The organism is Methylophaga sp. UBA678, assembly GCF_002299105.1.
Classification (GTDB): domain Bacteria; phylum Pseudomonadota; class Gammaproteobacteria; order Nitrosococcales; family Methylophagaceae; genus Methylophaga; species Methylophaga marina.
Map to the genome: position 1 here is coordinate 50,099 of NZ_DBNG01000012.1, position 17,573 is coordinate 67,671.

A 17,573-nucleotide genomic window follows, 5' to 3' on the forward strand; every position below is an offset into this window, starting at 1 on the left:
ATTATGAGGTTGTAGATGAGTGATTTTTTACCAGGCCTGGAAGGTGTACCCGCAACAAAGTCAGCCATTTCATTTATTGATGGTGAAAAAGGCATACTGAGTTATCGAGGTTATCCTCTCGAAACTCTTGCTGAAAACAGTACATTCGAAGAGACCACACTGCTTTTGTTAGACGGTGAGTTACCGACTAAGAAAGCCTTAAATGATTTTTCCCAACAGTTAAAAGACAACTACCGCATCAAATATCATATTCGTCAGATGATGCGTCATTTCCCCCATACCGGTCATCCCATGGATATGCTGCAAACAGCGGTATCCAGTCTGGGCATGTTCTACCCGGGTACGGAGTGTCTGACAGACGCCAATAGCTGTGAAGACCTCGATTATGTGCGTAATATGACGGTGAATATCATTGCGCAAATGGCACCGCTGGTGGCAATGTGGGAACACATCCGCAATGGTTGGGACCCTATCAATCCAAAACATGATCTGTCGGTCGCGGAAAACCTGTTGTACATGTTTAACGGTGAAGAACCGGATCCTCTCATGGCTAAGATCATGGATGTGTGTTTGATTTTGCATGCAGAACACACCTTGAATGCTTCAACGTTTGCAGCATTGGTCGCGGGTTCGACACTGGCCACACCTTATAGCGTGATTTCCGCTGCCATCGGTACCTTATCTGGCCCGTTACATGGTGGTGCAAATCAACGCGTCGTAGGTATGTTGCAAGAGATTGGTTCTCCGAAAAATGTCGAAAGCTGGGTTGACCAGAAACTAAAAAATAAAGAAGTTATCTGGGGAATGGGGCATCGCGAGTACAAGGTTAAAGACCCTCGTGCCACTATTTTGCACAAACTGGTAGAACAGTTAGTTGCGGAACGTGGTGGTCATCTGGATGATATGTTCGATACCGCCCTAAAACTGGAAGAAGTCTGTGCTGATCGCCTAGGCCATAAAGGCGTTTACCCGAATGTTGATTTCTATTCCGGCATTCTCTACAGCGAAATGGGTATTCCTGAAGATGAGTTCACCGCGTTGTTTGCTGTAGCTCGTTCAGCGGGTTGGTTAGCGCATTGGCGTGAACAAATTTGTGATAATCGCATTTACAGACCAACACAAATCTATGTCGGTAGCGATATGCGTGACTACACACCGATTGATCAACGTTAATTAGCTGATTACCGTTTTACTGGCTTCACCTTGTAGCTCACGTACTAGACGGGGCACAAGGTAGCCAGGCAATTGTTGTCTCAAGTTTTCAATCAAACTCACAGCAAGTTCTTCTTCCACATCAAAGTGATGCGCTCCGGCCACCTTGTCCAATAAATGCAGGTAATAAGGCTGTACATCCACTTCATTTAAACGCTCACTTAAACCCACAAGTGCGTCTACAGAATCGTTAATCCCTTTTAACAAAACGGTTTGATTCAGTAACTGCACACCAGCTTGCCTTAAGTCATTCAGCACCTGTGCAGCTTCTTCATCAATTTCATTGGCGTGATTAGCATGAATCACCATCACCACTTTCAGATGGGTATTTTGCAGACAGGCCAATAGTGAGCCGGTGATACGTTCTGGCAATACCACTGGCAGTCGGGTATGAATTCGCAATCGTTTTAAATGTGTTATCTGATTAAGATCTTCAATAGCATTCGCCAGTTTCTCATCATTGAGGGATAAGGGATCTCCGCCGCTGAGAATAACTTCAGTAATGGATTGATCAGCGTTTAAAGCATCAAGTGACTGCTGCCATTGACCGGCGAGTGGATTACTTTCTGAATAAGGGAAGTGACGACGAAAACAATATCGGCAATGAATAGCACAGGCACCTGTCATTAATAACAGTGCTCGTCCTTGATATTTTTGTAAGATACCGGGCGACTTAATGGCTAAATGATCACCTACCGGATCAGCCTTATATCCATCGACTCTAAAACCCTCGTCAATGAGAGGAAATACCTGACGAAGCAGCGGATCTGAAGCATCGCCATAGCGCATTTTTTTAATGTAACTGCGTGGGACACGCACCGGAAACTGACGTATTTGTGCTTTATCGATTGCAGCTAACTGACCGGAAAGTCCCAGTAAAGCTAATAATTCATCGGCACTATTTATAGCGTTGGCTAATGCGTGTTGCCAGTTTTGTTTTGTCTTTAGGTTAGTGGTTTGCGGTATCATAGTGGCTTTTATTTTGAAGCAAGCGAAGATCGTCCCCCAAAAGAGGTTAAGATGGCAAGTTATAGTACAAATGAATTCAAATCCGGCCTGAAGTTTATGCTTGATGGTGACCCATGCAGCATCATCGAAAATGAGTTTGTTAAACCGGGTAAAGGCCAAGCATTTAATCGTGTTAAGTTCCGTAACTTGAAAACTGGCCGAGTGAATGAGCGGACGTTTAAATCTGGTGATACGGTTGAAAGCGCTGACGTTATCGAAACCGATCTGGAATATTCATATACCGATGGTGAGTTTTGGTATTTCATGGATCCAACTTCGTTTGAACAATATGGTGCCGATGCCAATGCCATCAGCGAAAGTAAAGATTGGCTGAAAGAGCAATATGTTTACACGGTGACATTATGGAATGGCACACCGTTATTGGTGACTCCGCCTAACTTCGTTAATCTGGCAGTGGTTGAAACCGATCCGGGTGTACGTGGTGATACTTCAGGTGGTGGTGGTAAACCAGCCACACTGGAAACAGGTGCGGTTGTTCGTGTTCCTCTGTTTATTGAAATCGGTGAAGTCCTGAGAGTCGATACCCGCTCTTCATCCTATGTTGAACGCGCAAAAGACTAAAACCCACTATGTACGATAAAGACTGGCAACCCTCTGCAAGTCTGGAAAATCTAAAACGACGGGCTCAGTTTCTGACTGAGATCCGTCGTTTTTTTTATCAGCGAGAGGTGCTGGAAGTCGACACACCCATTCTTTCTCATGCGGCCCCTACAGCACCTTACCTTGATAGCTTTACCACTGATTATATTGCTGCTGGTGGGCAGAAAAGCCCCTGTTATTTGCACACTTCACCCGAGTTTGCGATGAAACGTCTGTTAGCTGCTGGTCTGGGGGATATGTATCAGATAGCAAAAGTATTTCGTAATGGTGAACAGGGCAGGCATCATTCTCCTGAGTTTACGATGCTGGAATGGTATCGCCCCAGCCTGAGTTATCATCAGCTTATGACGGAAGTGGATGATTTATTACAAACCGTGGTTGGCTTATCTCCCGCGGTCAAGATGAGCTATCAAACACTGTTTTCACAGTACTTGTCGATTGATGTCACAGATGTTGAGCAAGATGAACTCAAACAATATGCGCTGTCCAGAATAAAAAGCCTCCCTCAAGACTGGCAAACAGACAAAGACGGTTGGCTGGAGCTATTGATGAGTGAGTTAATTGAACCGCAATTAGCCTTGTCTGCTCACCCATATATTATTTATGATTTTCCTGCCTCGCAGGCACAACTGGCAAAACTGCATCGTTCAGAGGAAGGCCATATTGTCGCTGCCAGATTTGAGGTCTATGCTCAAGGACTTGAACTGGCAAATGGTTATGATGAATGCCTTGATGCAGATGAGTTAAGTCAACGGTTTGTAGAAGATAATCTTATCCGACACCAGCAAGGTAAGTCTGCCATGCCGGTTGATAAACATTTACTGGCGGCCATGCAAGCTGGTTTGCCTGCCTGTTGCGGCGTAGCAATTGGGGTAGATAGATTACTGATGTTAAAACTCAGTGTGCAGCATATTGATGCTGTAAAAAGTTTTACATTTGAGCAGAGTTAATGCATGAATGTGAGTAATCTCATACTCAGGAATTAAACCCATTTTCGTATAGAGGGTCATTGAAATGGCTGACGATAGAATGACATCCCAAGATTCTGATGTGTATAAAACATTATTAGAATCGACTAAAGCTATTCCCTGGCGTATTGACTGGAAAACGATGTGTTTTACTTACATCGGCCCACAAATCGAGAAGTTATTGGGGTGGTCGGTAGAAAGCTGGCAAACAGTTAATGAGTGGGCTGAAAGAATGCATCCAGAAGATCAGCAATGGGTGGTTGATTTCTGTGTGGCGCAATCCAAAGCTGGTGTTGATCACGAAGCTGATTACCGGGCACTGACAAAAGATGGTCACTATGTATGGATTCGAGATGTGGTACATGTCATTAGAGATCAACAAGGTGAAGTCGAAGCGCTAATCGGTTTTATGTTCGATATTACTGAACGTAAAGAAACTGAACAAAAGTTACTGGATTTGCAAAAAGAGCTGGAAGAGCTTTCTTTTAAAGATGGTCTGACAGGTGTACCTAACCGACGCATGTTAGACAAAGTATTCGAAGAAGAATGGATGACGGCCAGACGCCATCAGCTACCGCTTTCTTTGCTGGTCATGGATATTGATTTTTTTAAACAATACAACGACTGCTATGGTCATATTCAGGGAGATGATTGTTTAAAACAGGTCGCCCAGGCACTCTCCTCGGCGGCAACGCGTTCTAGAGACTTTTTTGCTCGTTTTGGCGGTGAGGAATTTGTGATGTTACTGCCAGAAACAGACGCTAGTGCCGCAATAAAAATTGCTGAACGCTGCCAGCAATTAATGATGAAATTACAAATCAGCCATCAGGAATCTGAGGTTTCACAACTGCTGACTATCAGTATAGGCCTAGGAACGATTGTTCCCAGCCCTAAAGATGAAATTGTCGACTTTGTAGAGCAAGTCGATCAGGCGCTTTATCGTGCAAAAGAGTGTGGTCGTAACCGTGTAAAGACAGCTTAAACAGATTTGGATTCTCTAACTCAAACCTGTTTAGGCTGTTCAGGGTTATGTTTACAAAGTGGTTTTAAATGATAAGGTGATTAGGCGCGGATCACCTGGATAAATTTTGGTATCGTTTGAGCCACCTGTGTAATAAGTTTCATCAAACAGATTTTCAATATTTAAAGCAAAGCGATATTGTTTGATATCGTAATAAAATCCTAGATCTACACGGCTATGGCTTGGTAGTTCAACGCGTTTTTCTTTATCGGAACTGGTGTTTTGAGCCGATTGATAGTTGATGCCTAGTGAGGTGCCGACCTTTCCTCCCCAAACAGGTTTTGGAATATTATAACGAGTCCAGATAAAGCCATTGTGTTTAGGGGCAAAAGCATTTCTGTTGCCAACTGTATCGCTGTTAAGGCTATGCGATATGAATGAGTCGACGTTGGCATAGCCTATTCTAATTTGCCAGTTGTCGATTGGTAATGCTTGTAGCTCGAACTCTGTTCCTTTGCTTTCCAGCTCACCAACTAATATGTTATCGCCACTAATGGGATCGCTTTCGGTAATATTGGTTTTTACGATTTTGAAACTAGAGGCAGTCAAATTCAGCCTGTCATCTAATAACGCGGCTTTGATACCAAACTCATTTTGTTTACCTAATTCCGGATCTAAGCTTTCACCGTCAGCATTACGACTTTCAATACTGTTTGGATTAAATGATTCAGAGTGACTCAAGTAGAGTGAGATCTCATCTGTTGCTCTGAAAACAAGGGCCGCTTGAGGCAAGAACTTTTTGGTATTTTGTTTTTCAAATTCATCCGACTGACCTACATTTTTCTCCACAAAGCGTGTTCGCTGTGTATCAAAGCGTCCACCAAGCATCACAGAGATATAATCATTCAGATCTACCGTATCTTGTGCGTACAAACCCAGATTGTAATTATCGGTAATTCGGTGATTGCCAGATTGGATGACTCCGGGCTGACCAGAGTCAGGAATTGGATTAAAAACATTCAGGTTTGGGGATATTGCTGCTCCAAAACGTTTTCTATCAAAATCTGCACGCTCAAAACCGCCATTAATACCAATCAGCGTGTTATGGAATAACTCACCTGTCTCAAATTTATGAGACAGATTGGCATCAAAGAAATGGTACTGACGCTTATTGACCTGGTAGCGGTCACGTCTTCTTAAAGTTGAATCAGTTATATCGCTGGCATCATTAACTCTATTGTTTTCATAAAGTTCACGCTCATCTTTATGATAAACACTTCTCAGGTTGAGACGGAATACGGTGCTGTCATTAATTTGATTTTCCAGTCGACCAAATAACGCCAGACCGTCATCATTATCCGAATCGCTGTGTCTTTGATAGCGAGTCGACAATGAAGCTGTTTGATCAATATCGTTATTGGCGGCGACCAGGCCATCATCGGCATCACGACGTTCACGAATATACTCCATGCCAATGGTGGCATTCATATCCGAATTAATCTGATAAGAAAGGGTGGGGTAGAGATAGAGATTATTATCATTGACACCATCACGGAAGGAATCAATGTTTTCGACACTGCCAATAAAACGGTAGAGTAAATCTTTATCCTCAGTGAGCGCACCGGTAGAGTCGTAGGTAAAGGTACCGCCGACATCTGAACCGAACCCTGAGTCACTTGATGCATAACTGCGACCACTCACACTGAGACTGGTTTGTGCCTCTGCCTGTGGCTTTTTAGTGACAATATTGACCAGGCCACCCGGTTCCATCAAACCATAAAGCACTGAAGCCGGTCCTTTGAGGACTTCGACGCGTTCAATATTGGCTGTGGAGGGAGAACCAAAGCGGGAGGCAAGGCCCGGTAAGCCATCAATCTGTACATTCTGTAAGCTCGACGATAAGCCCCTCAAGGTAAAACTATTCGCATTTGTGCCTGATTGACTTAGCCCGACAATATAGGGATAGACATCGGCCAGCGTTTCAGCTTGTAAATCCTGAATAAAGCTCTGGTTAACAATATTGACACTAAATGGTGTGTCTAATAAATCCTGATCGGTTTTGGTCGCTGTTTCCGAGAGTCGAATATAGGGTGTTTGTTGACCTGTTACCACGAGGGTTGATAATGAGGTGGTATTGTCGTCGGCCATGACTGGATGAAAAGGCAATAGGCCGCAGCTCAGGCAAATTAAGGGAGTAATTGGTTTCATTTTTAATCTAAATGTTAATGGTTATTATTAACGATATAGAATAGGTATTTTAATCTAACTTTACAATTTAAATCTTGATATCCAATTATTGGTGAGTGAGCTTTAGCCCATATATGCAAGCTGGTGCAAAGCTGGAGAAGAAAACTCCAGCACGGCAATAAGCTTTACTTCGACATGAGATCGGGCAACAACAGGCTAATTTGCGGAAAGGCAATGATTAAGCCTAAAACAATCACTTGTATCGCGACAAATGGCACGATACCGCGATAGATGGATTCCAGTTTTAATGTGGGTGGTGCGCTGGCTTTCAAGTAAAACAGTGAAAAGCCGAATGGCGGTGTTAAAAATGAGGTTTGTAAGTTCAATGCTATCAATAAAGCAAACCACAATGGATCAATGCCCATGTGTATGGCAACGGGAGCAATGACCGGTACGACGATAAAACAAATTTCAATAAAGTCCAGAAAAAAGCCTAAGAAGAAGATAAGCAACATGCTGACTACAAGAAAGGTCCATTTCCCACCCGGTAACGCAGTAAAGAGGTCGAGAATGAGCTTATCGCCACCCATACCGACAAAGACCAGGCCGAATGCGGTCGCGCCAATAAAAATAATAAATACCATGCTGGTTAGGCGAGTCGTGCGTTGAAGTGCTTCGCGTAAGTTATTCAGGTTCATACGTCTATGGATAGCGGCCAGCACAATCGCGCCTAACGCACCCACAGCAGCGGACTCAGTCGGCGATGCAATACCAAAAAAAATAGAGCCCAGCACGGCTAGAATTAATAATAGTGGTGGTACAAGGCTTTTAATAACGCTGAAAAGTAAGTCTGGTGATTGATTAGCGAGGCTTTTGACGGCGGGCGCAGTTTCAGGGTGGCGCCAGGCTGTCCAGACAACATAAAGAATGTAGGCCAAGATCAGCATCGCTCCCGGTGCAGCCGCTGCCATAAATAGTTCACCTTCAGGGACACCGACAACATCACCTAACAGGATAAGAATAATACTGGGAGGAATAATCTGACCTAAGGTGCCAGAAGCGGCAATAGTGCCACTGGCGAGCTCTGGTGAATAACCACGTTTAAGCATGGATGGTAAAGCAATAACCGTCATGGTGACGACCGAAGCGCCCACCACGCCAGTGGTGGCTGCAAGCAAAGCACCGACCACAACCACCGAAATAGCCAGACCACCACGCAAGCTGCCAAATAATCTGCCCATAGTGTCCAGTAATTCTTCTGCTATACCTGACTTTTCCAGGATAACGCCCATGAATACGAATAACGGAACAGCCAATAAAGTGAAGTTCGTCATGATGCCCCAGATGCGGAGCGGTAGCAGGCTGAAAAATTCGATACCCAGAAAAACCGTACCAAACCCAAGTGCAATGGCACCCAAAGTAAAAGCAACCGGGTAGCCGATTAACAGCAGTAAAAATAAAACCAGAAACATGGCCAGAGCCCAATACTCCATTATTTAGACTCCTTAAAGCAGATAAACTGTAGATTTTTCAATATTTCTGCAAGGCCTTGCAGCATAATCAAGACAAACGCGGCTAATATCGCGCCTTTTAAAATAAACCGATAGGGTAGCCCTCCCGGGTCTGGAGAACCTTCATTGTAAAAAAATGCATTTTCAGCAAAGGGCCATGCTGTCATCACTATCATAATGCTGAAGGGAAACAAAAATAGTAGGGTGCCGAGTAATGATATCCAAGCGCGGCCAGTGTCACTGACAAACCGGCTATGATAAAGAATATCGACGCGGACATGGGCGTCATGGCGAAGGGTATATGCACCACCCAGTAAAAAAACCAGAGCAAACAGATGCCACTCCAATTCTTGCAGTGCGACAGAGCCATAGTTGAATAAATAGCGCATGGCGACGTCATAACAGATAAGAATGACCATAGCTAACACCAGCCAAGAAACCATCCGGCCGGTCAGATCAATAAAGTTTTCAATCGCGTTAATGACGGGCTCAATGAGTGTCTTCATGTTGATTTTATCTATCTTTGCCACAATTAAATAAGTGTCCCATAAATCACGATTGAGCTCTAGTTGTCTCTGACAATGTGAAAATGCATTCACCAGATAAAAGCGGAAGTGATAAAGTTAAATATGAACTGATACAAGGAGAGAAGATATGGATAATGAACAACTTAAAGAAAATATGAGTAACAAAAATCAATGGACACGCATCATTTACATGGTGCTGTTTGCCATTATTTTGTATTTAAGCATGATGGTTGTCTGGCTTGTTGTGCTGGTTCAGTTACTGTTTGCCCTCATCACAGGTAAGCCGAATCCGGATATCGCTGATTTTGCAGCTGATCTATCTCAATATGTGTATCGTGTGGTGGCATTTCTAACCTACACGAGTGAACGCCGTCCTTTTCCATTTAATGACTGGAAAAGTAATACGTTTCAACCTGAGGTGAGACCTGATAAAGATGACACCCTCTAACTCGCTGACATTTTTAACTTAATTATTTGAATTGATCAGGAAAATTTATGCTGACCGTTATTTCTCCGGCAAAAACCTTAGATTTTGATACGCCACCCACAACACAAGAACACTCACAACCCCGATTTTTATCTCAGTCACAAGAATTGATTGACACCTTGCGTCAAATGAGCACAGCAGATATTGCCAGTCTGATGAAACTCAGTGATAAGTTAGCCGGGTTGAATGTAGCAAGATATGAGACCTGGCAAACGCCTTTTAATCTTGATAATGCAAAACAAGCCGTATTGGCTTTTCAAGGGGATGTTTATACAGGTCTCGATGCAGAAACGCTTAATGAAAAGCAGCTGACATTTGCACAAAAGCATCTCAGAATTTTGTCTGGTTTATACGGTGTATTGAAACCTTTGGACCTGATTCAGCCTTATCGTCTTGAGATGGGGACTAAATTAGACAATGCCAAAGGTAAAGATCTCTATGCTTTTTGGGGTAGTGACATTCGCCAATCATTACAAGCTGAAGATGCCATGCAGGATGAGGTGCTGATTAATCTCGCTTCGAATGAATACTTTAAAGCAGTTGAAGCAAAAAAATTAAAGGCTCGAATCATTACACCCGTGTTTAAAGACTGGAAAAATGGTCAGTACAAAATGATCAGTTTTTATGCAAAAAAAGCACGAGGTATGATGAGTCGTTACATCATTGAGCATGAGTTACAAGATCCTGATAGAATTAAGGATTTTGACACTGATGGCTATCGTTTCAGTGCCGATATGTCAAAAAAAGATGAATGGGTATTTATTCGACACCAAGAATAAATTGACATGTGAGTTAAATGATAGCGTCAAGGAAGATAAAAATGCGCTTGCAGTATGTATTGTTATTTGGGTGTTTCATATTACTGCAGGCGCCGGTTAATGCTCAGTCTGAACTCACATTAACGCAGACTGAGCAGAATTTTATTGACTCAATAGATGAAATTCATCTGTGCACCGACCCCGACTGGATGCCTTATGAGGGGATCGATAAAAACGGCCAGTACACAGGCATCATGTCCAGCTTTCATGAATTATGGTCTCAAATGATGGGCAAACCCGTTGTTTTGATTCACACAGATAGCTGGGAACAATCCCTCGCGTTTATTAAACAAAAAAAGTGTGATGTTTTATCCAGCGCCCAGGACTTGGCTGAAAGACGCGACTATCTAACCGTTACTAAACCCCATATTCAGTATTCTCTAGCTCTAGCCACTCATCCTGATATTCCTTTCATCATTAACCTTGCTCAGGTCAAAGACAAAAAATTTGTCATGGTGAAAGATTATGCAGCGATTAAATTAATCGAAAATAATTATCCAGACTTGACTATTATTGAAGTCAATAATGCAGGTGAGGGGCTTAAATTAGTTGAGAAAGGTATGGCGTTTGCCTTTATCGATACTGTACCGAGTATCAATTATCAAATGCTGGCTCACGGCGTTTCACATTTAAAAATAAGTGGTGTGCTTGATGAGCACTACGATATGTCGGTGGGAATAAGACGCGATTTACCTGAACTGTTATCCATTTATAACAAAGCCATTGACGCAACAAATGAGTCTCAGCGTCAGCAGATTATGAATCAATGGTTATCTGTGACGGTGCAATATGACTCTGATTATAGTTTGGTGTGGAAGCTACTCGCTGGCTTGCTGATTATTCTGGCACTGTCCTTGTATCGCTACCGCGTCATTCACCGTCATAATCACGAGCTTCAAGCCGTAAATAAAAAACTGGTCCGTATGTCACAAAATGACCAGTTAACTGGCTTACCTAACCGATACTATTTACACGAAGCATTTGAAAAAGCCCTACAAACATATCACCGCTATCAGCATCAATTTTCTGTGATCATCATAGATATCGATCATTTCAAAAAAGTGAATGACACATATGGGCATACTGTTGGCGATGAAGTTATCAAGAAGATTGCTGATATGTTGTCTGATAATTTAAGAGATACTGATATTGTTGGCCGGTGGGGCGGTGAGGAATTTTTAATTGTCTGTCCTGAAACCGATAATGTGGGGGCAAGAGCGGTAGCCGAGCATATGAGAGAGTTTATTGCGGGTACCGACTTTGGTTTGGAGGCTATACACATCACGGCAAGCTTCGGTGTCACTGAATATAATGAAAATGAAGCAGTTGATGAATGTATTAAACGTGCCGATATGGCTTTATATCGAGCAAAAGAGCAAGGCAGAAATCAAACCATTGTGTTTTGATTGAACAATAGTGCGACGTTTATTTTTTGCATTATGGCCAGATGAGCTCACCAGAACGAGACTCAAGTTGTTATCTCAACAGTGTGATCAGCTTGGGTTGAGAAAATTAAAGCCAAGTAATTTTCACATGACATTGTTTTTTATTGGCAATGTCGAAGAACGACTTGTCACCATTTTGCTTGAGCGAGCCAAAAATATTCGAGTAACGCCAATATCACTTGAGTTTAACGAGCTGGATTATTGGCCGAAACCAAAAGTATTGTGCCTGACCTGTCAAAGACAACCCATGTCTTTATATAACTTGGTGAATGCATTAAATCTGATGATGGCAGATCTACCTATAAGACAGGAAGCTCGTCCATTTCGTGCCCACATCACGCTAGCAAGAAAAGCAAAAAAACGGCCTCGCATCACATTTAAACCCGTGTCATTAGCAGCTGAATCTTTTGCACTGGTTGAGTCTATATCCACTGAAGATGGTATCCAGTATCAGGTTATAGAGAGTTGGCCACTTCGTGAGGGATAATTTTATTTACTTAATGTCGGCTCAGATTGCCAGGTAGCCGATTCAGCAAACCAGAATTCTTCTTTCACCCCAAGTAAACGATACAAGCCCTCAGGCAGATCTTTTCTCACGGTCGAGATATCAGGCTGAAGATGAGAAAAACTCATCACACCGTGAATGTAGTTATACATCATCCGGCCTAAGCTTTCTGGTTCTGTTTTATAGTGTAAATAACCCGCAGAGTCCAGTGCTCTAACAAGTGCAATATCATAGTTAATAGCGGTTTGTGATAGAGAGCGTAACGCCTCTAACACCATTTCATCATCTGTACCAATTTGAGCGCCCGCATTAAAAAATGGGCAGCCTGGTATGCGTTTGTTTGGGGTATTGATTTTAGATTTAAAAACGAATTCGATGAGATTTTCGAGTTGTTGAAGTGGGGTGTGTAGCGGCGAAAAAACCGAGTCCAGATCAGCTCTTATCACTTGCCAGTAATAACTCGCTGCTTCACAAAACAAAGAGGCTTTAGACTCGAAGTGGTGATAGAACGCACCTTTAGTGACGCCTGCCTGACGACAGATATGATTGACGCCCACGCAGTTATAATTGCTTTGCCAGATCAGCTCCAGTGCTGTGGCTAATAGTCTTTCTCGAGTCTCTGTAACAGACATATATGTATAAACCGTTCGTTTAATTGGATAGTATAAATACCGCTTGGTTTGTGTGACAAGAAAAATGGCTGAATAAATCCCTCCTGTTTTTGTCATCAGACATATTACATCTACCTTTTTAAGGGGTATATGGTTGTTTTATATAAAACTTAGTGAAAAGTTGACTATTTTTATCAGCCATATTGACTAGCATACCGGTCGGTATGTATTCTATTGCGATTTATCCTGCCAAGGATAGTTTTTATAGGGACCTGCCAGAGCTGTCTGGCTCACGGAGATTTTCATGTCTGAATTATCATCAAATCATCAAAACCGTGGCTGGTTAAAGCTGATTCTGTTTATTTTTGTTTGTATTGCTGCTGGCGCAGCGTATATGTCTTATGCAAATGAAGGTGAAGAGCCGGCTCAAGCAGCAGCGCCCAACACGCCGCCGCCACCTGTCGCAGAGGTCATTACACTTCAACCGGAAGAAGTCCGTATCTGGACTCGCTTCTCAGGTCGTCTCAGTGCGGTAGATAAAGCGGATATCAAACCTTTGGTTGGTGGCGAACTTCAAAAAGTCTTGTTTGATGATGGTCAATTAGTGGAGAAGAATGAACTGCTGTTTGTTATCGACCCACGTCCATACAAAGCCGCTTTAGCCAGCGCTGAGGCACAACTGGCATCAGCTAAATCAAGAGCGACATTAGCGAAAGATGAGTTAGTCCGTGCGGAAAGATTAGTTAAAGATAAATTAGTCTCAGACAGCGTGTTTGACGCAGCAAAAAATGAGAATCAGGTCTCTGTGGCTGCCATACGTGAAGCCGAAAGTGCTGTCTCACAAGCAAAGCTTAATCTGAACTATTGTTATATCCGCGCTCCTTTTGCCGGGCGAGTCAGCCGCGCAGAATTAACGGTAGGTAACATTATTGAAACTACACCAAGTGCGCCTGTATTAACCACTCTCGTGGCGAATGATCGTTTTTATGCTGAGTTTGATATAGATGAGCAAACCTATATCAAAATGATGAGAAATAATCATGCCGAGCAGAAAATGCCAGTCGATATGACATTGGCAGCAGATGAAAGTGTGGTCTATCACGGTGAAATCCATTCTTTAGATAACCAGTTAGATATTGCTAGCGGCACTATCCGAGCACGCGCCATTTTTGATAACAAAGATGGGGCATTAACACCTGGAATGTACGCCAATGTCAGAGTCGGGGCTGCTGAGAAACAACAGGCTTTATTGATCCCAAATCGGGCTATTGGCACTAACCAAGATAAGAAGTTTGTTTTTGTTATCAACGCTGAAAATCAGGCTGTGTATAAGGAAGTACAGTTAGGCGGACATCATCAAGGTAAACGTCTGGTTTTATCTGGATTAAACACGGGTGACCGAGTCGTAGTGAATGGCTTGTCTCATATCCGTGCGAATATGGTGGTGTCGCCTAAATCAGTGGCTGAAACAGATGAACCCGCCACGACAGAATAATGATGGCAATCAGTTAAATCGCTTTGTAGCGTAACGAAGGAACGCGATGAATATCTCAAAGTTTTTTGTGGACAGACCCATTTTCGCGGGTGTTTTATCCATTCTTATTTTTATTGCCGGTTTACTGTCAATGTTTCAGTTACCGATATCAGAATATCCGGAAGTCTCACCGCCATCTGTTGTCGTTAATGCTCAGTTCCCAGGTGCTAACCCAAAAGTCATCGCTGAAACCGTGGCTCGTCCATTGGAAGAACAGCTGAGTGGTGTAGAAAACATGATTTATATGTTTTCTCAGGCTACCTCAGATGGTCGTATGACACTCACGGTCACGTTCAAAATTGGTACCGATCCTGATCTTGCTCAACAGATGGTGCAAAACCGCGTCACTCAGGCAACACCAAGGCTGCCCGAAGTCACGCGTCAGCTTGGTGTAACGGTAGTGAAAAGTGCACCTGACCTGACGATGGTGGTGCATTTAACTTCTCCAGATAAGCAGTATGATGAGTTATATCTGCGTAACTATGCCGTGCTACATGTCAAAGATGAATTAGCCAAAGTAGAAGGTGTGGGGCAGGTACGTCTGTTTGGTTCAGGTGACTACGCGATGCGTATCTGGCTTAATCCTGAAAAAGTGGCCGAACGTGGTCTGACAGCCATGGATGTGATTGCTGCGATCAGAGAACAAAACGTTCAGGTTGCAGCAGGTATCATTGGTGGTTCACCGATGACGGAGCCGGTTGATGTGCAATTGCCTATCAATGCCAAAGGCCGGCTGGAGTCACCTGAAGAATTCGAAAATATTATTATCCGAGCGGGTAGCGATGGTCAGGTGACGCGTTTAAAAGATGTCGCGCGAGTGGAGCTGCAAGCGGCTGAATTCAGCCTGAATTCAATGCTGGATAACCAACCTGCCGTCGCGATTCCTATTTTCCAATCACCTGGCGCAAACGCGATTAATATCTCTGATAATATTCGCAGCACCATGGCGAAGTTAAAAAATAACTTCCCGGAAGGTGTTGATTACAGCGTTGTCTATGACCCGACAGTGTTTGTTCGTGATTCGATTAAGGCGGTTATTAAAACCTTATTGGAAGCGCTTGTTTTAGTTGTTATCGTGGTGGTGGTGTTCTTACAGACCTGGCGTGCATCTTTAATTCCGCTGTTGGCTGTACCGGTATCGATTATCGGCACATTTGCCTTAATGCATGTGTTTGGTTTTTCAATTAATACGTTGTCTTTATTTGGACTGGTTCTAGCGATTGGTATCGTGGTGGATGACGCCATCGTGGTAGTGGAAAACGTGGAGCGGAACATTGAAAATGGCTTGTCACCGTTAGAAGCCAGTTATCAGGCTATGCGCGAGGTCAGCGGGCCGATTGTAGCGATATCCCTGACCTTGGTGGCCGTGTTCGTGCCAATCGCTTTTGTCAGTGGTTTAACCGGGCAGTTTTATCAGCAGTTCGCTTTAACGATCGCTATTTCAACCGTCATTTCTGCTGTTAACTCTTTAACATTGAGCCCGGCATTATCGGCACTGTTACTGAAAGGGCATGATGCACCGAAAGATAAGCTGACACGAATAATGGATTTTCTGTTTGGCTGGTTCTTTAATATCTTTAATAAGACCTTTAAAAAAGCGTCGAATGGCTACTCGAGCTCAGTTGGTGGCCTGCTTAAACATAAAGTCTTAATGTCATTTTTGTATATCATCCTGTTGGGGATGACAGTTTACGGACTAAATGGTTTACCCAAAGGCTTTGTCCCTGCACAGGATAAGCAATATTTAATCAGTTTTGCCCAGCTGCCCGATGGCGCTTCTTTAGCTCGTACTCAGGAAGTGATCAAGGAGATGGGACGACTGGCACTGGAAGAACCAGGCGTACAGAGCGCCGTTCAGTTTCCTGGGCTTTCGGTAAATGGTTTTACCAATAGTCCAAGTGCTGGGATTGTGTTTGTGACATTGGAGTCATTTGATAAACGGCATTCACCTGATTTATCTGCTGCTGCGATTGCAGGCCGCTTGCAGGCAAAATATGCGCAGGTGGAAGAGGCCTTTATCGCCATATTCCCACCACCACCTGTACGTGGTCTAGGGACGACGGGTGGCTTCAAGCTACAGATTGAGGATCGTGCTGATTTGGGCTATGAGAAACTGGCTGAAGTCGTTGGGCAAGTCCAAGGTCAAGCCTGGCAGAGTCCGGCGCTGACCAGTGTGTACTCAAACTATAAAATCAATGTGCCACAGCTTTATGCTGATTTGGACAGAACAAAAGCGAAACAGCTCGGCTTAAACATCAAAGATATTTTTGACACCATGCAGATTTATCTGGGGTCGCTTTATATCAATGACTTTAACCAGTTTGGTCGTACCTATCAGGTTATTGCTCAGGCTGATTCAGATTATCGTAATGCGCCCGATGATGCGTTGAATTTAAAAGTACGTAATAGCAATGGTGATATGGTGCCATTAGGAAGCGTGCTTGAGATGAAAGAGAGTTATGGGCCGGAAAGTGCCGCTCACTACAATGGTTATCTCGCGGCAGATTTAAATGGTAATGCGGCGCCTGGCTATTCCAGTGGACAAGCACAGGATGCCATTAGCGAAATTCTGGAGAAAACCCTACCTTCAGGCATGGAGTTTGAATGGACTGACTTAACCTATCAACAAGTCATTAGTGGGAATACTGCCTTATTTATTTTCCCATTGTGTTTGTTACTGGTGTTCTTAGTTTTAGCGGCACAATATGAGAGTTTAATCTTGCCATTGGTCGTTATCACCATTGTGCCATTATCGATTCTGGCTGCAGTAACGGGTGTCTGGTTAACCGATGGGGATAGTAATATCTTCACCCAGATCAGTTTCTTTGTGTTGGCGGGGCTGGCCAGTAAAAATGCCATATTGATTGTTGAGTTTGCCCGAGAGCTTGAAATCGATGGCATGGAAACGGTAAAAGCGGCTATCAAAGCCAGCCGTATGCGTTTAAGACCAATTTTAATGACATCATTCGCCTTCATTATGGGCGTGGTACCGATGGTTTTATCTACCGGTGCCGGTTCCGAAATGCGTAATGATATTGGTGTCACTGTATTCTCAGGCATGCTCGGGGTCACATTCTTCGGCTTGTTCTTTACCCCGGTTTTCTATGTGATGTTAAGAAAACTGGAAGGTAAACGCCGTTACCATAGTCACAATCATGTGGTAATGAAATAAAGCCCG

General features: G+C 43.5%; 15 protein-coding genes. 10 read left to right on the forward strand and 5 right to left on the reverse strand.

The features are described from left to right. The first annotated feature begins 15 nt into the window (after nt 1-15). A complete protein-coding gene (locus B3014_RS07065) occupies nt 16-1,173 on the forward strand; it encodes a citrate synthase (RefSeq protein WP_289243317.1) in 1,158 nt (385 codons plus the stop codon). Here B3014_RS07065 and epmB read toward each other — a convergent pair whose 3' ends face one another. Further along, nucleotides 1,174-2,181: an EF-P beta-lysylation protein EpmB gene (gene epmB, locus B3014_RS07070; protein WP_289243318.1), complete on the reverse strand. Its 1,008-nt coding sequence runs from the start codon at nt 2,179-2,181 to the stop codon at nt 1,174-1,176. A gap of 51 nt (nt 2,182-2,232) precedes the next feature. Here epmB and efp point away from each other — a divergent pair, with 51 nt between their 5' ends. The 3 genes from efp to B3014_RS07085 all read left to right on the forward strand — a co-directional run bounded on the left by efp (nt 2,233) and on the right by B3014_RS07085 (nt 4,791). Further along, nucleotides 2,233-2,802 (forward strand): elongation factor P, encoded by a 570-nt coding sequence (gene efp, locus B3014_RS07075; RefSeq protein ID WP_091715374.1) that lies wholly within the window; start codon nt 2,233-2,235, stop codon nt 2,800-2,802. Nucleotides 2,803-2,810: 8 nt separating this feature from the next. Beyond that, nucleotides 2,811-3,791 carry an EF-P lysine aminoacylase EpmA gene (gene epmA / locus B3014_RS07080; RefSeq protein WP_289243319.1) on the forward strand — a complete coding sequence of 327 codons (981 nt, stop codon included), beginning with the start codon at nt 2,811-2,813 and terminating at the stop codon, nt 3,789-3,791. A gap of 64 nt (nt 3,792-3,855) precedes the next feature. Next, a complete protein-coding gene (locus B3014_RS07085) occupies nt 3,856-4,791 on the forward strand; it encodes a GGDEF domain-containing protein (RefSeq protein WP_289243320.1) in 936 nt (311 codons plus the stop codon). Between the two features lie 51 nt (nt 4,792-4,842). Here the strand turns inward: B3014_RS07085 and B3014_RS07090 are convergent, their stop codons facing one another. The 3 genes from B3014_RS07090 to B3014_RS07100 all read right to left on the reverse strand — a co-directional run bounded on the left by B3014_RS07090 (nt 4,843) and on the right by B3014_RS07100 (nt 8,974). Then, entirely contained in the window at nt 4,843-6,978 is a 2,136-nt protein-coding gene (locus B3014_RS07090) for a TonB-dependent siderophore receptor (RefSeq protein WP_289243321.1), read from the reverse strand. Between the two features lie 164 nt (nt 6,979-7,142). Then, nucleotides 7,143-8,450, reverse strand: a complete 1,308-nt coding sequence (locus tag B3014_RS07095) for a TRAP transporter large permease (protein WP_289243322.1) — start codon at nt 8,448-8,450, stop codon at nt 7,143-7,145. Beyond that, nucleotides 8,450-8,974 (reverse strand): TRAP transporter small permease subunit, encoded by a 525-nt coding sequence (locus B3014_RS07100; RefSeq protein ID WP_289243323.1) that lies wholly within the window; start codon nt 8,972-8,974, stop codon nt 8,450-8,452. The genes B3014_RS07095 and B3014_RS07100 overlap by 1 nt, the downstream gene beginning before the upstream one ends. Before the next feature lie 148 nt (nt 8,975-9,122). Between B3014_RS07100 and B3014_RS07105 the strand changes: the two genes are divergently transcribed. Genes B3014_RS07105 through thpR form a run of 4 tightly spaced genes read left to right on the forward strand, consistent with a single transcriptional unit; the run spans nt 9,123 to nt 12,232 of the window. Next, nucleotides 9,123-9,443 (forward strand): DUF4389 domain-containing protein, encoded by a 321-nt coding sequence (locus B3014_RS07105; RefSeq protein WP_289243324.1) that lies wholly within the window; start codon nt 9,123-9,125, stop codon nt 9,441-9,443. A gap of 47 nt (nt 9,444-9,490) precedes the next feature. After that, nucleotides 9,491-10,261 carry a peroxide stress protein YaaA gene (gene yaaA, locus B3014_RS07110; RefSeq protein WP_289243325.1) on the forward strand — a complete coding sequence of 257 codons (771 nt, stop codon included), beginning with the start codon at nt 9,491-9,493 and terminating at the stop codon, nt 10,259-10,261. A 41-nt stretch (nt 10,262-10,302) separates the two neighbouring features. After that, entirely contained in the window at nt 10,303-11,706 is a 1,404-nt protein-coding gene (locus B3014_RS07115) for a diguanylate cyclase (protein WP_289243326.1), read from the forward strand. A gap of 10 nt (nt 11,707-11,716) precedes the next feature. Then, nucleotides 11,717-12,232: an RNA 2',3'-cyclic phosphodiesterase gene (gene thpR / locus B3014_RS07120; protein ID WP_286304094.1), complete on the forward strand. Its 516-nt coding sequence runs from the start codon at nt 11,717-11,719 to the stop codon at nt 12,230-12,232. A 2-nt stretch (nt 12,233-12,234) separates the two neighbouring features. Here thpR and B3014_RS07125 read toward each other — a convergent pair whose 3' ends face one another. After that, complete coding sequence (locus B3014_RS07125; RefSeq protein WP_289243327.1) at nt 12,235-12,882, reverse strand: TetR/AcrR family transcriptional regulator; 648 nt, start codon at nt 12,880-12,882, stop codon at nt 12,235-12,237. A gap of 283 nt (nt 12,883-13,165) precedes the next feature. On the opposite strand from B3014_RS07125, the gene B3014_RS07130 reads away from it, so the two are divergent. Together B3014_RS07130 and B3014_RS07135 are read left to right on the forward strand one after the other, a co-directional pair. After that, a complete protein-coding gene (locus B3014_RS07130; RefSeq protein ID WP_289243328.1) occupies nt 13,166-14,356 on the forward strand; it encodes an efflux RND transporter periplasmic adaptor subunit in 1,191 nt (396 codons plus the stop codon). A 46-nt stretch (nt 14,357-14,402) separates the two neighbouring features. Then, complete coding sequence (locus tag B3014_RS07135) at nt 14,403-17,567, forward strand: efflux RND transporter permease subunit (RefSeq protein WP_289243329.1); 3,165 nt, start codon at nt 14,403-14,405, stop codon at nt 17,565-17,567. Nucleotides 17,568-17,573: the final 6 nt, after the last annotated feature.

Coding starts and splice junctions, on each gene's coding strand:
- yaaA (WP_289243325.1), top strand. CDS start 9,491: ATGCTGACCGTTATTTCTCCGGCAAAAACCTTAGATTTTGATACGCCA.
- B3014_RS07065 (WP_289243317.1), top strand. CDS start 16: ATGAGTGATTTTTTACCAGGCCTGGAAGGTGTACCCGCAACAAAGTCA.
- epmA (WP_289243319.1), top strand. CDS start 2,811: ATGTACGATAAAGACTGGCAACCCTCTGCAAGTCTGGAAAATCTAAAA.
- B3014_RS07125 (WP_289243327.1), bottom strand. CDS start 12,882: ATGTCTGTTACAGAGACTCGAGAAAGACTATTAGCCACAGCACTGGAG.
- epmB (WP_289243318.1), bottom strand. CDS start 2,181: ATGATACCGCAAACCACTAACCTAAAGACAAAACAAAACTGGCAACAC.
- B3014_RS07090 (WP_289243321.1), bottom strand. CDS start 6,978: ATGAAACCAATTACTCCCTTAATTTGCCTGAGCTGCGGCCTATTGCCT.
- efp (WP_091715374.1), top strand. CDS start 2,233: ATGGCAAGTTATAGTACAAATGAATTCAAATCCGGCCTGAAGTTTATG.
- B3014_RS07085 (WP_289243320.1), top strand. CDS start 3,856: ATGGCTGACGATAGAATGACATCCCAAGATTCTGATGTGTATAAAACA.
- B3014_RS07135 (WP_289243329.1), top strand. CDS start 14,403: ATGAATATCTCAAAGTTTTTTGTGGACAGACCCATTTTCGCGGGTGTT.
- B3014_RS07130 (WP_289243328.1), top strand. CDS start 13,166: ATGTCTGAATTATCATCAAATCATCAAAACCGTGGCTGGTTAAAGCTG.
- B3014_RS07105 (WP_289243324.1), top strand. CDS start 9,123: ATGGATAATGAACAACTTAAAGAAAATATGAGTAACAAAAATCAATGG.
- B3014_RS07115 (WP_289243326.1), top strand. CDS start 10,303: ATGCGCTTGCAGTATGTATTGTTATTTGGGTGTTTCATATTACTGCAG.
- B3014_RS07095 (WP_289243322.1), bottom strand. CDS start 8,450: ATGGAGTATTGGGCTCTGGCCATGTTTCTGGTTTTATTTTTACTGCTG.
- B3014_RS07100 (WP_289243323.1), bottom strand. CDS start 8,974: ATGAAGACACTCATTGAGCCCGTCATTAACGCGATTGAAAACTTTATT.